The sequence below is a fragment of the Streptomyces sp. NPDC007896 genome (assembly GCF_042959425.1).
In the GTDB taxonomy this organism is placed as follows: domain Bacteria; phylum Actinomycetota; class Actinomycetes; order Streptomycetales; family Streptomycetaceae; genus Streptomyces.
The window spans coordinates 166,749-180,512 of the sequence record NZ_JBIBKX010000011.1 but is presented as its reverse complement, the minus strand read 5'-3'; the positions used below and the strand labels follow the sequence as shown (position 1 = coordinate 180,512).

Below are 13,764 nucleotides of genomic sequence, written 5' to 3'. Positions count from 1 at the left end.
TCACGGACTCGTCCGCCTTGCCCGTCGCCGGGTTCCCGCACTCGCCCGGCTCACGTGTCACCGGGTTCCCGTCCGCACCTCGCGGTCACTACCCATTTCACCTCGCGAGCACGTCCAGGTACACCGTGCGGCGGCGTTCGCTTTCACCTCAAGGGGTGGGGTTTTCCCCAGTGGATCGTGGCGGTCGACCTCATGGCGCGGCGACTCGCCGCCGGGCAGGCTAGCGAATATGACCGAACGCATCATCCCTGTCGGCCCCCTCGGCCCGTCGGACACGCCGCAAGCCTCGGATATACCGGGCCTACTGGATGCATCAGACATACCGGACGGGTCGGCCGACAGTGACCGGCTGCCTCCCCCACGCTTCGCCCTCGGCCGGCAGACGTGGAAGGAGATCGCGCACCTCCTCGCCAATCTGCCGGTCTCGATCTTCGGCTTCGTCTACGTCGTGACGCTCATCTCCACGGGCGCGGGGCTGGCTGTCACGGTGATCGGGCTGCCGCTGCTCGCGGGCGGGCTGCGGGGCACACGGCTGCTGGGCCGGATGGAGCGGGCACGGGCGCGCAAGCTGCTCGGCGTGCGGATCGACGAGCCGAGCCCGATGCCGGTGCGCGGGACGGGCTTCTTCCCCTGGTTGTGGTCGAGCCTGCGGGACCCGGTGGCCTGGCGGACGGTGCTGTACGACTTCATCCGGCTGCCGTGGGGCATCGTCACCTTCACGGTCACGCTGACGTCGTTGTTCCTGCTGTGGCCGGTGCTGCCGTTCCTCGCGCGGGGGCTGACGAACGTGGACCGGGCCATGGTGCGCGGGCTGCTGTCTCCCTCGGACGAGTTGGAGCGGCGCATCGCCGAGCTGGAGTCGGACCGGGGGGTCGTGGTCGACACGGCAGCGGCGGACCTGCGGCGCATCGAACGGGACCTGCACGACGGGGCGCAGGCGCGGCTCGTCAACCTCGCGATGGGGCTCGGTCTGGCCAAGGAGAAGCTCCTCGAGGGCCAGGCCGACGAGACCGTCGCGGCCATGGTCGACGAGGCGCACGGCGAGGTGAAGCTGGCCCTGCAGGAGCTGCGCGATCTGGCCCGCGGCATCCATCCCGCGGTCCTCACCGACCGGGGCCTCGACGCGGCGCTGTCGTCGGTCGCCTCGCGCTGCACCGTGCCGGTGAAGGTGACGGCCGACCTCCCGACGAGACCGGCCGCCGCCATCGAGGGCATCGCCTACTTCACCGTGTCCGAGCTGTTGCAGAACGTCAGCAAGCACAGCGGGGCGCGCTCCGCGTCCGTCGACGTGTGGCGGTCGGACGAGCGGCTGCTCATACAGGTCCAGGACGACGGCCGCGGCGGGGCCGCCCTCGACGGCGGTACCGGGATGGCGGGGCTCGCGGACCGGCTGGGTGCGGTGGACGGGCTGTTCGTCGTCGACTCACCGCCCGGCGGCCCGACCACCATCACGGCGGAGCTGCCTTGGCGGGACCGGGGGGATGGGCGGGGCTGACGGGGCGAGTGGGACAGGCGGGACGGGCGGGGCGGGGCGGGCGGGACCGGTGGACAGGCCTTGGCGGGCGCGGCCCTGCGTTCTGCGGGCGGGCGTCGGGCTCGGGGTGGCGTCTCCGGGGTCGCGTCGGGCTCCGGGATCGCATCGGGCTCCGGGATCGCATCGGGCTCCGGGATCGCATCGGGCTCCGGGGTAGGGAAAACCCCCGTCCCAAGACGCCGACCCGCTCCATGGTCGGGAAGAGCCGGGGACAGCAGGGTGGGAGTACGAGCCGACGAGCAGGACGAGTAGAACGGACGACACCGATGGCGACGGAGTACGGACAGGGGTACGGGTACCCGAACGGGCCCGGATTCCACGAGGCGGGTGCCGAGGAGCGGCGGCACCGTCTCCCGGCACCGCTGCGGGCGCCGATCGAGGCGCGCAGCTGGCGCGAGTTCGGTTATGTGATGTCGGGCCTGCCGGTCGGCATCCTCATGTTCACGTTCGCCGTCACGATGTTCTCGCTCGGCATGGGGCTGCTGGTCACCTTCCTGGGGATCCCGGTGCTCGCCGCGGCCCTCGCCGGCGTCCTCGGGTTCGGCGCGCTGGAACGGGCGCGGGCGCGCGGGTTGCTCGGGATCGAGGTGGCCGCGCCGGAGCCCTTGCGGGTGCGCAAGCACGGGGCGATGGCGTGGATGGGGGCGATCCTCAAGAGCGGTTCGGCGTGGCGGCATCTGCTGTACTCGGTGGTGCAGTTCCCGTGGTCGGTGTTCTCGTTCGTGGTGACCCTGAGTTTCTGGGCGTACGGCTGGGCGATGCTGACGTATCCACTGTGGTTCTGGCTGTTCCCCGTGTACGGCGGGCAGGGGGGCCTCCAGCTCTACGGTGACGGCACACACCGCATCTACCTGGACAACCCCTTCGAGATCACCGTCACCGCGCTGCTGGGGCTGCTGATCACGATGGCCACGCCGTGGATCGTGCGGGCGCTGACCACGGTGGACCGGGTGATGGTGGCGGGGCTGCTCGGGCCGTCGCGGCTGGCGAGCCGGGTGGTCGAGCTGGAGTCGGACCGGGGGGTCGTGGTCGACACGGCCGCGGCGGACCTGCGGCGCATCGAACGGGACCTGCACGACGGGGCACAGGCGCGGCTCGTCAACCTCGCGATGGGGCTCGGTCTGGCCAAGGAGAAGCTCACCGAGGATCCGCGGGCGGCGGCGCGGATGGTGGACGAGGCGCACGGTGAGGTGAAGACGGCGTTGCAGGAGCTGCGGGATCTGGCGCGTGGGATTCATCCGGCCGTGCTGACCGATCGTGGGCTGGATGCGGCGCTGTCTTCCGTGGCCTCGCGGTGCACCGTGCCGGTGCAGGTGGATGTGGATCTTCCCGCTCGGCCGGCGCCGGCGATCGAGGGGATCGCGTACTTCACCGTCTCCGAGCTGCTGCAGAACATCAGTAAGCATGCGCGGGCGGCGCGGGCCATGGTCGATGTGTGGCGGGTCGAGAACCGGTTGATGCTTCAGGTTGTCGACGATGGTGTGGGTGGGGCCGATGTTTCCGGTGGGTCCGGGCTCGCGGGGCTGGCGGAGCGGCTCGATGCGGTGGACGGGGTTCTGGTGGTGGACTCTCCTGTGGGTGGGCCCACTCGGATTACTGCGGAGTTGCCCTGGCGGGGGTGAGCGGGGGCGCGGGGTGGGGTGTTTCTCGCCCCCGCCGCCCCTACCCGTCCCATCCCCGGGGCTCCGCCCCGCGCCCCGGTGGGGCTCCGCCCCTGCACCCCACCGGGGCGCGGCCCCAAACCCCGCGCGGCTCCACTCCTGCACCCCACCGGGGCGGCCCCCGACTCCCGCGCGGCTCCGCCTCTGCAACCCCACCGGGGCACGGCCCCCGACCCTCACGGGGCTCCACCCCCGCACCCCACCTGGGGCGCGGGCCCGACCCTCGTCCCGGGCGCTGCCCCAGCCCCCGACGAAGCTCGGTCCCCGGACCCCGCAGGGGATCACCGCCCTCAACCCACGAAGAAGGGCTGCCCCCTCAACCCCGCCAAGGCGGCGACGCCCCCAAGCCCACGGCAGCCCACGGCCCCTTTGCCCCGACCCCCAGCCGGTCCCCGCCTCCGCACCGCGCCGCGAACATTGCCCTCAGCCCCGCCCCAAGGGGCTCCGCCCCGGCACCTCGCGGGTCCGCCCGAGCCCACCCTCCTCGTGGGCTCCCCGAACCCCACCGCTGGGCCCTGCCCCTGCACCCCACCAAGAACCCTTACGAGGCGGCGCGGTCCCCAGGGGCTCCGCCCCCCACCCCCAGGCCCCGCCCCCTACTCCTCACTCCCCCCCCACCAGCCTGAAATCCCCGCCCCCCCAAAAAACCCACCCGGGGCCAAAAGTGCGTCCCCCGTATTCCCCCTTCCTCTTCCCCCTGATTCCCCTTGGTTCCCGTTGATTCCCCTCGTCCTGGCGCAGGGTGGTCCGAATGCTGGGATGCTGTGGGCTGATGTATGAGCGGGGACGCTGCCGGCGTGGGTCGGGGAATGGTGTGGGGGGCCGAGAATCGTGGAGGACAGGGTGCGGGTGGTCATCGCCGAGGATTCAGTGCTGCTCAGGGAGGGCCTGACCCGGTTGTTGACCGACCGCGGACACGACGTCGTGGCCGGCGTCGGAGACGGCGACGCGCTGATCAAGACGATCACCGACCTGGCGGCCCAGGACTCGCTGCCGGACGTCGTGGTCGCGGACGTACGGATGCCACCGACGCACACCGACGAGGGCGTGAAGGCGGCCGTGCAGCTGCGCAAGCAGCACCCGGGGGTGGGCGTGCTGGTGCTGTCGCAGTACGTGGAGGAGCGCTACGCCACCGAACTGCTGGCCGGTTCGACCCGTGGCGTCGGCTACCTGCTCAAGGACCGCGTCGCGGAGGTGCGCGAGTTCGTGGACGCGGTGGTGCGGGTGGCCCAGGGGGGTACCGCGCTGGACCCGGAAGTGGTCGCGCAGCTGCTTGGGCGCAGCCGTAAGCAGGACGTACTGGCCGGGCTCACCCCGCGGGAGCGGGAGGTCCTAGGACTTATGGCCGAGGGACGCACCAACTCGGCGATCGCGCGGCAGCTCGTGGTGAGTGACGGGGCGGTCGAGAAGCACGTCAGCAATATCTTCCTGAAACTCGGGCTTTCCCCGAGCGACGGCGATCACCGGCGTGTTCTCGCGGTCCTCACCTATCTGAACTCCTGAGGGGCTGACACTGGGTCAGCCGAACGGAATCGCCCTCGAAGGACACTCGAAGGACAGGGGCGCCCGACACGGCACCAGAGCGGCGCGAGACCGGCACGAGAACCAAAGGATGAGGTAGAAGCGTCTTCCAGAGGAGCGTCGGGGGCGAGTAAGTCATGACAAGTCAGGGCGTCGAACCGTCTCAAAATGGTGTCCATCATGCGAACGGCCGAGGGAAGGCGACCCTTACAGACGTAGGGTTGGTCCTGGGAAGGCCTGCGGGAAGGCCGTTCCCAGACAGCCGCCTCGAAGGAGGTCCAGTTAAGTGACCAGCCAGGTCAGTAGCCCAGCGGAGCAGGCCGACGAAGCCGTCGTAGGAGAACAGCGCAAACCGGCGGGGGCAAAGGAAACACGCCGGCTCGACCGGGTGATCATCCGGTTCGCGGGTGACTCCGGTGACGGAATGCAACTCACCGGCGACCGCTTCACCTCCGAGACGGCGTCCTTCGGCAACGATCTTTCGACGCTGCCGAACTTCCCCGCCGAAATCCGAGCGCCCGCAGGCACACTGCCGGGCGTTTCTTCATTTCAGCTGCATTTCGCTGACCATGACATCCTCACGCCCGGTGACGCGCCGAATGTGCTGGTGGCCATGAATCCGGCGGCACTCAAGGCGAACATCGGTGACGTGCCGCGCGGCGCGGAGATCATCGTCAACACGGACGAGTTCACTAAGCGGGCGATGGCGAAGGTCGGTTACGCGGCCAGCCCGCTGGAGGACGGTTCGCTGGACGCGTACGCCGTCCATCCGGTCCCGCTGACGACGATGACGGTCGAGGCGCTCAAGGAGTTCGAGCTGTCCCGCAAGGAGGCCGAGCGCAGCAAGAACATGTTCGCGCTGGGCCTGCTGTCCTGGATGTACCACCGGCCCACCGAGGGCACCGAGAAGTTCCTGCGGACCAAGTTCGCGAAGAAGCCCGAGATCGCCGCCGCCAACATCGCCGCGTTCCGGGCGGGCTGGAACTTCGGCGAGACGACCGAGGACTTCGCGGTCTCCTACGAGGTCGCCCCGGCCGCCAAGACCTTCCCGACCGGCACCTACCGCAACATCTCCGGGAACCTGGCCCTGTCGTACGGCCTGATCGCCGCCTCCAAACAGGCGGACCTGCCCCTCTACCTGGGCTCCTACCCGATCACCCCGGCCTCCGACATCCTGCACGAGCTGAGCCGGCACAAGAACTTCGGCGTGCGCACCTTCCAGGCCGAGGACGAGATCGCGGGCATCGGCGCCGCCCTGGGCGCGGCCTTCGGCGGCTCCCTCGCCGTCACCACCACCTCCGGGCCGGGCGTGGCACTGAAATCGGAGACCATCGGGCTCGCGGTCTCCCTGGAACTGCCGCTCCTGGTCATCGACATCCAGCGCGGCGGTCCGTCCACGGGTCTGCCGACGAAGACGGAGCAGGCGGACCTGCTCCAGGCGATGTACGGGCGCAACGGAGAGGCCCCGGTACCGGTGGTCGCCCCGTGCACACCGGCCGACTGCTTCGACGCCGCCCTGGAGGCGGCCCGGATCGCCCTCATCTACCGCACCCCCGTCCTCCTCCTCTCCGACGGCTACCTGGCCAACGGCTCCGAGCCGTGGCGGATCCCGGAGGTCGACGAACTCCCGGACCTGCGGGTGCAGTTCGCACAGGGTCCGAACCACACCCTGGACGACGGCACCGAGGTGTTCTGGCCGTACAAGCGCGACCCGGGGACCCTGGCCCGCCCCTGGGCGATCCCGGGCACACCGGGTCTCGAACACCGCATCGGCGGGATCGAGAAGCAGGACGGCACGGGCAACATCTCCTACGACCCCGCCAACCACGACTTCATGGTCCGCACCCGCCAGGCGAAGATCGACGGCATCGACGTCCCGGACATCGAGGTCGACGACCCGTCCGGCGAGGCCAACACCCTGGTTCTGGGCTGGGGTTCGACGTACGGACCCATCACCGCGGCGGTACGGCGGCTGCGGGCGGCCGGGGAGAACATCGCGCAGGCCCATCTGCGCCACCTCAACCCGTTCCCCCGGAATCTCGGCGCGGTGCTGAGGCGTTACGAGAAGGTGGTGATCCCCGAGATGAACCTCGGCCAGCTCGCCACGCTCGTCCGGGCGAAGTACCTGGTCGACGCGCACTCCTACAACCAGGTCAACGGCATGCCGTTCAAGGCCGAACAGCTCGCCACGGCGCTCAAGGAGGCCATCGATGGCTGAGACGACCACAGGAAGCGCGGACACGATCGAGGCGCTCACTCTGGTGCCCAAGGCCGAGGCCAGGCAGTCCATGAAGGACTTCAAGTCCGATCAGGAAGTGCGCTGGTGCCCCGGTTGCGGTGACTACGCGGTCCTGGCCGCCGTGCAGGGCTTCATGCCCGAGCTCGGCCTCGCCAAGGAGAACATCGTCTTCGTGTCGGGCATCGGCTGCTCGTCCCGCTTCCCGTACTACATGAATACGTACGGCATGCACTCCATCCACGGCCGCGCGCCCGCCATCGCGACGGGGCTCGCCTCCAGCAGGCGGGACCTGAGTGTGTGGGTGGTGACCGGTGACGGGGACGCCCTCTCCATCGGCGGCAACCATCTGATCCACGCGCTGCGCCGCAACGTGAACCTGAAGATCCTGCTGTTCAACAACCGGATCTACGGCCTCACCAAGGGGCAGTACTCACCGACCTCCGAGGTCGGCAAGATCACCAAGTCGACGCCGATGGGCTCGCTGGACGCGCCTTTCAACCCGGTGTCCCTGGCCATCGGCGCGGAGGCGTCCTTCGTGGCCCGGACCGTGGACTCCGACCGCAAGCACCTCACCGACGTACTGCGGCAGGCCGCCGCCCACCCGGGCACGGCGCTGGTGGAGATCTACCAGAACTGCAACATCTTCAACGACGGCGCTTTCGAGGTCCTCAAGGACAAGCAGCAGGCCGAGGAGGCGGTGATCCGCCTCGAACACGGGCAGCAGATCCGCTTCGGCGCGGACCGCGCCAAGGGTGTCGTACGGGATCAGCTGACCGGTGACCTGAAGGTCGTCGCCGTCACCCCGGAGAACGAGGCACAGATCCTGGTCCACGACGCCCACTCCGCGTCCCCGACCACGGCCTTCGCGCTCTCCCGGCTGGCCGACCCGGACACCCTGCACCACACCCCGATCGGCGTCCTGCGCTCCGTGGAGCGGCCGGTCTACGACACCCAGATGGCCGACCAGCTCGACACGGCCATCGAACAGAACGGCAAGGGCGACCTCGCGACGCTCCTCGCGGGCGGGGACTCCTGGACGGTCGTCGGCTGAGCCAGCCGACCGTTCGAGGCGTTCTTGGAGGCGTTCTTGGAGGCGTTCTTGGAGGCGTTCTTCGAGGCGTTCTTCGAGGCGTTCAAGAAGTTCCAGGGGCCCGGGTGGCTGACGCCCGGGCCTCGTCGTAGGCGTGGCGGGACTTCTCGACGTCGTCCATCCGGTCCTTGGTCCAGACGGCCAGCGCGCGCACCTGCTCGGCGGCCTCGCGGCCCAGTTCCGTGAGCGAGTAGTCGACACGGGGCGGGATCACGGGCTTCGCGTCACGGTGGACGAGACCGTCGCGCTCCAGGGTCTGGAGAGTCTGGGTGAGCATCTTCTCGCTGACCCGGCCGATCGCCCGGCGCAGTTCACTGAAGCGGTAGGGGCGGTCGAGGAGCTCGATCAGTACGAGCACGCCCCAACGGCTGGTGACGTGCTCCAGGACGAGGCGGTACGGGCACATCGCCTCGCCGGTGTCGTACCTGGAGACGGCCGCGGGCACTTCTGCACTTACTCCCATGCCAGTACCTTACTTCAAAGTGGGTACTTTCGCATAGTTAGCGCTTCTCCTAGGGTTAGTGGCAGACCCACCCCACAAGGAGCCACGTCATGAGCATCGTCGTCACCGGAGCCACCGGACACCTCGGCCGCCACGTCATCGAGGGGCTGCTGGAGAAGGTTCCGGCCGACCAGATCACCGCCGTCGTCCGCGACGCGGAGAAGGCCGCCGGCTTCTCGGCCCGCGGTGTGAAGATCGCGGTCGCCAACTACAACGAGCCCGAGACCTTCGGGACCCTCTTCGCCGCCGGTGACAAGGTGCTGCTCATCTCCGGCAACGAGTTCGACAAGGGCCGCGTGGCCCAGCACCAGGTGGTCCTGGACGCCGCAAAGGCCGCCGGGGTCGCGCTCTTCGCGTACACCAGCGCCCCGGGCACCCTCACCGCCGCCCTCGCCGACGACCACAAGGGCACCGAGAAGGCGATCCTGGAGTCGGGTGTGCCCTACGCCCTGCTGCGCAACGGCTGGTACAACGAGAACTACACCGAGAACCTCGCCCCGGTCCTCGAGTACGGCGCCGTCACCCAGGCCGCCGGCGACGGCAGGGTCGCCTCCGCCACCCGCGCCGACTACGCGGCCGCCGCCGTGGCCGTACTGACCGGTGAGGGCCACGAGAACAAGACGTACGAGCTGAGCGGCGACACCGCGTGGAGCTTCGCCGAGTACGCCGCCCTGGTGGCCGAGCAGTCCGGCAAGGAGATCGCCTACAACAGCGTCTCCGTCGAGGCGCTCACCGGCATCCTGACCGGCGCCGGACTGCCCGGCCCCCTCGCCGCGATCCTGGCGGGCGTCGACGCGTCCATCGAGAAGGGCGAGCTCGCGGGCACCAGCGGTGACCTGTCCCGGCTGACCGGCCGCCCGACCACGCCGGTCGCCGAGTCGATCGCGGCGGCGCTGAAGGGCTGACTCCCCCTCGGGCCCCGGCACCGTCGCCACCCGCACCCCCGCCCGTCATGACCGTATAGCGATACGGGCATGACAGGCGGGGGTGCTCGGCGCTACCTTCTTGGAGGCTGCACGGGAGCAGCTGTGCGAGAGGGAGGGCCGGTGGCCGTGCAGCAGGCGAAGGATTCGACGGGTGCGACCGGCTCCATGAGTTCCAGTGGCCCGGTCGGCCCGACAGGGCCCCAGATATCCAAGGCCGAGCAGCGCGTCGGGCTGTTGAACGGCTTCGCCGCGTACGGCATGTGGGGGCTCGTTCCCCTCTTCTGGCCGCTGTTGAAGCCGGCCGGGGCCCTGGAGATCCTCGCCCACCGGATGGTGTGGTCCCTCGCCGTGGTCGGCATCGCCCTGCTGGTGATGCGTCGCTGGGCCTGGCTCGGCGAGTTGCTGCGACAGCCGCGCAAGCTGGCGCTGATCAGCGTCGCGGCGGCCGTGATCACGATCAACTGGGGCGTCTACATCTGGGCCGTGAACAGCGAGCACGTCGTCGAGGCGTCCCTCGGCTACTTCATCAACCCGCTCGTCACCATCGCCATGGGCGTCCTGCTGCTGAAGGAACGGCTGCGCCCCGTGCAGTGGGCGGCGGTCGGTGTCGGCTTCTCCGCGGTGCTCGTCCTCACCATCGGGTACGGCCGGCCGCCGTGGATCTCTCTCACCCTCGCCTTCTCCTTCGCCACGTACGGGCTGGTGAAGAAGAAGGTCAACCTCGGCGGGATCGAGTCGCTCGCCGCCGAGACGGCGATCCAGTTCCTGCCCGCGCTCGCCTATCTGCTGTGGCTGGGTTCGAGCGGGGGCGCGACCTTCGCCACGGAGGGTGCGGGGCATGCGACGTTGCTCGCGGCGACGGGCGTGGTGACCGCGCTTCCGCTGGTCTGTTTCGGCGCGGCCGCGATACGGGTGCCGTTGTCCACGCTGGGGCTGTTGCAGTACCTCGCCCCGGTGTTCCAGTTCCTGCTCGGCATCCTCTACTTCCACGAGGCCATGCCGCTGGAGCGGTGGGCCGGGTTCGCGCTGGTCTGGCTCGCGCTGTCGCTGCTCACCTTCGACGCGCTGCGGACCGCGCGGCGGGCGGCTCGGGCGCTCAAGGCCGGGGCCGGCGGGGGTGCCGTTGCCGGCGTGCGGAGTGCCGCCGCCGTGGACGCCAAGTCGTAGAGGGTTTCGCCCCCGCCGCCCCTACCCCGCACCCCTGGAAGCCTCGGGGTGTCCGGCGTCCACTGTCCGGCGTCCACTGTCCGGGGTCCGGGGTCCGGGGTCCGGGGTCCGGTGTTCGAGGGGCACCTGCGCGAATCCGTTGCACGCTCGGTCATGCAACCACTATGAGTGGCTGCATGACGCCTACGCCCGTGCACTGGAAGCTGGTCATCGACGCCACCGACCCGCACGCCCAAGCCGACTTCTGGGCCGCCGCCCTCGGTTACGAGGTCGAGGACAACAGCGCGCTCGTCGAACGACTCCTGGGCCTCGGTGCCCTGCCGGCCGAGGCCGCCGTCGACTTCCACGGCCGCCCGGCCTTCCGGGACCTGATCGCCGTACGGCATCCGGACGACCCGTACGACAAGGAGCGCGGCATCGAGCTCGGGCGGCGCCTGCTCTTCCAGCGCGTCCCTGAGCCGAAGACTGTCAAGAACCGGCTCCATCTCGACCTGCACCCGGGCGAGGGCCGACGCGCGGACGAGGTCGCCCGGCTGGAGGGGCTGGGCGCGGACGTACTGCGCCATGTGAAGGAACCGGCCGGCGAGTGGGTGGTGATGACCGACCCGGAGGGGAACGAGTTCTGCGTGCAGTGAGCGTCGCTCACCCCGGTGGCCCGGGTCCGCTATGCGAACCACCCTGACCGGATTGCGCTCTTGACGGAACGTCAGCCTCAGAAACACCATCAGGCACCTCTTTCCCACAAGGAATCCGGAGCCCCCCCACATGAAGCTCTCCGTTCCCGGGCGTGCCACCGGCGCCGTCGTCGTCGCGGCCGTCACGCTCCTCACCACCGGCGCGATAACCGGCGCGGCGCCCGCCCCCACCGCCGCGGCCGCCGCACCCGACATCCCCGTGGCCAACGTCAAGGCCCATCTCGCACAGCTGCAGTCCATCGCCACCGCCAACGGCGGCAACCGCGCACACGGCCGCACCGGTTACAAGGCCTCCATCGACTACGTGAAGGCGAAACTGGACGCGGCCGGATTCACCACGACCCTCCAGCAGTTCACGTCCTCCGGGCGCACCGGGTACAACCTGATCGCCGACTGGCCCGGCGGCGACGCCAACCAGGTCGTCATGGCGGGCTCCCACCTCGACAGCGTGACCGCCGGGCCCGGCATCAACGACAACGGATCCGGGTCCGCCGCGATCCTGGAGACCGCGCTCGCCGTCTCCCGGACCCAGTACCAGCCCACCAAGCACCTGCGCTTCGCCTGGTGGGGCGCGGAAGAGCTGGGGATGGTCGGCTCGAAGTACTACGTGAACAGCCTGTCCTCCGCGAACCGGGCGAAGATCGGCGACTATCTGAACTTCGACATGATCGGCTCGCCGAACCCCGGCTACTTCGTCTACGACGACGACCCCACGATCGAGAAGACCTTCAAGGACTACTTCGCGGGCGTCGGCATCGCCACGGAGCCCGAGACCGAGGGCGACGGCCGCTCGGACCATTCCCCCTTCAAGAACGTGGGCATACCGGTCGGCGGCCTCTTCAGCGGCGCCGACTACATCAAGACGGCCGCCCAGGCCGCCAAGTGGGGCGGTACCTCCGGCCAGGCCTTCGACCGCTGCTACCACGCTTCCTGCGACACGGCGTCCAACATCGACGACACGGCGCTGAACCGGAACGCGGACGCGCTGGCGCACGCCGTGTGGACGCTGTCCTCCTAGGGCTCCTGGGGCTCCTAGGGCTCCCAGGGGGCTCCGTGGGGGCTCCGTGGGGGCTCCGTGGGGGCTCCGTGGGGGCACCCACGGAGTCTTCCCTGCGGGGCCTCGTCCTCCCAGCCCTCCTAGGCTGTGTACGGGTTGTCCGCCAGGGGGCGGGCCCGGGCCCGCCCCGCGAGGCGGGTCATACGGGTGCGGGCCGAGTCGAGCTGTTCGAGGTCGTCTGCGGCGGGGCCGCCGTCGGCCACGAGTTCGGTCCACAGCGTGATCAGGTCCTGCCCCAGATTCAGCCCCTGCACGGGGTCGCGGACGGCGCGCCAGGCCGCGGCGGCGCTCTGTACGTTGCCATACGCGGCGTCGGGGTCCTGGTGCCGCCTGCGGACCCGGGCGAGGTCGAGGGAGAGGTGGAACGCCCGGAGCGGGTCACCGGCCAAGTAGGCGATGTACGAGGTCAGCTCACGCAGCCGCAGCACCTCCGGGTGCTCGGGGCCCAGCGACCGCGCCGCGTCCGCGCCGACCCGCTCCGCCATCCCCGTGGCCTCTTCGATCCGGCCCATCTTCACGGCCTCGTTGATCCGCGCCACGGGCTCCACGAGGAACGCCGCGCCCTCCGTCTCCTGAACCGGTGCCAGCACCGACTCGGCGACGGCGTCGAAGCCGCGCGCGGGAGTGGGCTTCGGCTCCGGCTCGGGGTCCATGAGGGACATGGCCTCCATCGCGGGGGCCGGACGCTCAGGAGTCAGCCCCACGGGCGGCGGGCCGAACTCGCCCGTCGGTGCCACCGCGACGCCGGGCGTGGCGTCCCGCGTCGGCTCCGGCAGCGCCCGCAGCGCATGCGTCGCCGCGGCCCCGGGCAGGGGCTGAGGCTCCGACACCGACACCGGCATCGGCTGCGGCACCGGCTGCGGCTCCTCCACGGCCCGCACCACGTGCGTCGCGCTGTCCCGTGGCGGAACCGGAGGTACCGGCGGCGGCGGCGCGGGGGGAGCCGCGGGCATCGCGGGAGGGGATTCCTGCACCCCGGGCACCTCGGCCGGCGGCCCCACCCGTACCGGCTCGCCCGTGTACCGGCTCGACCCGTCCCCGTACACCTCCAGCGGTACGACGAAGCCGATCCGTTCGTCGTGGACGGTGGCGAGGACGGAGTGACCGACGGCGATGGCGAGTCCGTGGAGGTGGTTCAGGACGGCGGCCTGGACTGTCTCGCCGGGCACCACGACGACCGGCACACCACCGACCGTGGCGGCGCCCCCGTTTTCCCCCGCAGGCACGGGGACCCGCACCTCCAGCGGGCCGGCACCGGGGCCGACCGCCGAGCGCTGCCGCTTGGATTCCCGCTTCTGTTCGCGGCTGAGTCGAGACATCGATTCCCTCACTCGGGTCGTACTTCCATGCGTCGACCTTGCCTCAAGATCCG

At 70.3% G+C, this 13,764-nt stretch carries 11 protein-coding genes; 9 read left to right on the top strand and 2 right to left on the bottom strand.

Annotation, left to right across the window (positions count from 1 at the left end):
- The first annotated feature begins 229 nt into the window (after window positions 1–229).
- The 5 genes from ACFZDJ_RS32260 to ACFZDJ_RS32240 all read left to right on the top strand — a co-directional run bounded on the left by ACFZDJ_RS32260 (window position 230) and on the right by ACFZDJ_RS32240 (window position 8,006).
- Window positions 230–1,495: a sensor histidine kinase gene (locus tag ACFZDJ_RS32260; RefSeq protein WP_168510225.1), complete on the top strand. Its 1,266-nt coding sequence runs from the start codon at window positions 230–232 to the stop codon at window positions 1,493–1,495.
- Window positions 1,496–1,800: 305 nt separating this feature from the next.
- The gene (locus tag ACFZDJ_RS32255; RefSeq protein ID WP_391064083.1) at window positions 1,801–3,156 is read left to right on the top strand and encodes a sensor domain-containing protein; all 1,356 of its coding nucleotides are present in this window, start codon (window positions 1,801–1,803) and stop codon (window positions 3,154–3,156) included.
- 882 nt (window positions 3,157–4,038) lie between these two features.
- Window positions 4,039–4,698, top strand: a complete 660-nt coding sequence (locus ACFZDJ_RS32250; RefSeq protein ID WP_360263284.1) for a response regulator transcription factor — start codon at window positions 4,039–4,041, stop codon at window positions 4,696–4,698.
- A 304-nt stretch (window positions 4,699–5,002) separates the two neighbouring features.
- Window positions 5,003–6,934 (top strand): 2-oxoacid:acceptor oxidoreductase subunit alpha, encoded by a 1,932-nt coding sequence (locus tag ACFZDJ_RS32245; RefSeq protein WP_168510221.1) that lies wholly within the window; start codon window positions 5,003–5,005, stop codon window positions 6,932–6,934.
- Window positions 6,927–8,006, top strand: coding sequence for a thiamine pyrophosphate-dependent enzyme (locus ACFZDJ_RS32240; RefSeq protein WP_390934927.1), 1,080 nt, complete (start codon window positions 6,927–6,929; stop codon window positions 8,004–8,006). Before ACFZDJ_RS32245 ends, ACFZDJ_RS32240 begins: the two co-directional genes overlap by 8 nt.
- Window positions 8,007–8,088: 82 nt before the next feature.
- Here the strand turns inward: ACFZDJ_RS32240 and ACFZDJ_RS32235 are convergent, their stop codons facing one another.
- The gene (locus ACFZDJ_RS32235) at window positions 8,089–8,508 is read right to left on the bottom strand and encodes a winged helix-turn-helix transcriptional regulator (RefSeq protein ID WP_391064080.1); all 420 of its coding nucleotides are present in this window, start codon (window positions 8,506–8,508) and stop codon (window positions 8,089–8,091) included.
- A gap of 89 nt (window positions 8,509–8,597) precedes the next feature.
- On the opposite strand from ACFZDJ_RS32235, the gene ACFZDJ_RS32230 reads away from it, so the two are divergent.
- The 4 genes from ACFZDJ_RS32230 to ACFZDJ_RS32215 all read left to right on the top strand — a co-directional run bounded on the left by ACFZDJ_RS32230 (window position 8,598) and on the right by ACFZDJ_RS32215 (window position 12,353).
- Complete coding sequence (locus ACFZDJ_RS32230) at window positions 8,598–9,452, top strand: NAD(P)H-binding protein (RefSeq protein ID WP_390934923.1); 855 nt, start codon at window positions 8,598–8,600, stop codon at window positions 9,450–9,452.
- Window positions 9,453–9,638: 186 nt separating this feature from the next.
- Entirely contained in the window at window positions 9,639–10,640 is a 1,002-nt protein-coding gene (rarD, locus tag ACFZDJ_RS32225; RefSeq protein WP_391064347.1) for an EamA family transporter RarD, read from the top strand.
- A 176-nt stretch (window positions 10,641–10,816) separates the two neighbouring features.
- Window positions 10,817–11,275: a VOC family protein gene (locus ACFZDJ_RS32220; RefSeq protein WP_391064077.1), complete on the top strand. Its 459-nt coding sequence runs from the start codon at window positions 10,817–10,819 to the stop codon at window positions 11,273–11,275.
- 130 nt (window positions 11,276–11,405) lie between these two features.
- Window positions 11,406–12,353: a M28 family peptidase gene (locus ACFZDJ_RS32215; RefSeq protein WP_391064074.1), complete on the top strand. Its 948-nt coding sequence runs from the start codon at window positions 11,406–11,408 to the stop codon at window positions 12,351–12,353.
- 119 nt (window positions 12,354–12,472) lie between these two features.
- Here ACFZDJ_RS32215 and ACFZDJ_RS32210 read toward each other — a convergent pair whose 3' ends face one another.
- A complete protein-coding gene (locus ACFZDJ_RS32210) occupies window positions 12,473–13,711 on the bottom strand; it encodes a tetratricopeptide repeat protein (protein ID WP_391064071.1) in 1,239 nt (412 codons plus the stop codon).
- Window positions 13,712–13,764 lie beyond the last annotated feature (53 nt).

Excerpts from the sequence above, each read along its gene's own strand:
- ACFZDJ_RS32255 (WP_391064083.1), top strand. The coding sequence starts at position 1,801 with ATGGCGACGGAGTACGGACAGGGGTACGGGTACCCGAACGGGCCCGGA.
- rarD (WP_391064347.1), top strand. The coding sequence starts at position 9,639 with ATGAGTTCCAGTGGCCCGGTCGGCCCGACAGGGCCCCAGATATCCAAG.
- ACFZDJ_RS32230 (WP_390934923.1), top strand. The coding sequence starts at position 8,598 with ATGAGCATCGTCGTCACCGGAGCCACCGGACACCTCGGCCGCCACGTC.
- ACFZDJ_RS32235 (WP_391064080.1), bottom strand. The coding sequence starts at position 8,508 with ATGGGAGTAAGTGCAGAAGTGCCCGCGGCCGTCTCCAGGTACGACACC.
- ACFZDJ_RS32210 (WP_391064071.1), bottom strand. The coding sequence starts at position 13,711 with ATGTCTCGACTCAGCCGCGAACAGAAGCGGGAATCCAAGCGGCAGCGC.
- ACFZDJ_RS32215 (WP_391064074.1), top strand. The coding sequence starts at position 11,406 with ATGAAGCTCTCCGTTCCCGGGCGTGCCACCGGCGCCGTCGTCGTCGCG.
- ACFZDJ_RS32220 (WP_391064077.1), top strand. The coding sequence starts at position 10,817 with ATGACGCCTACGCCCGTGCACTGGAAGCTGGTCATCGACGCCACCGAC.
- ACFZDJ_RS32240 (WP_390934927.1), top strand. The coding sequence starts at position 6,927 with ATGGCTGAGACGACCACAGGAAGCGCGGACACGATCGAGGCGCTCACT.
- ACFZDJ_RS32260 (WP_168510225.1), top strand. The coding sequence starts at position 230 with ATGACCGAACGCATCATCCCTGTCGGCCCCCTCGGCCCGTCGGACACG.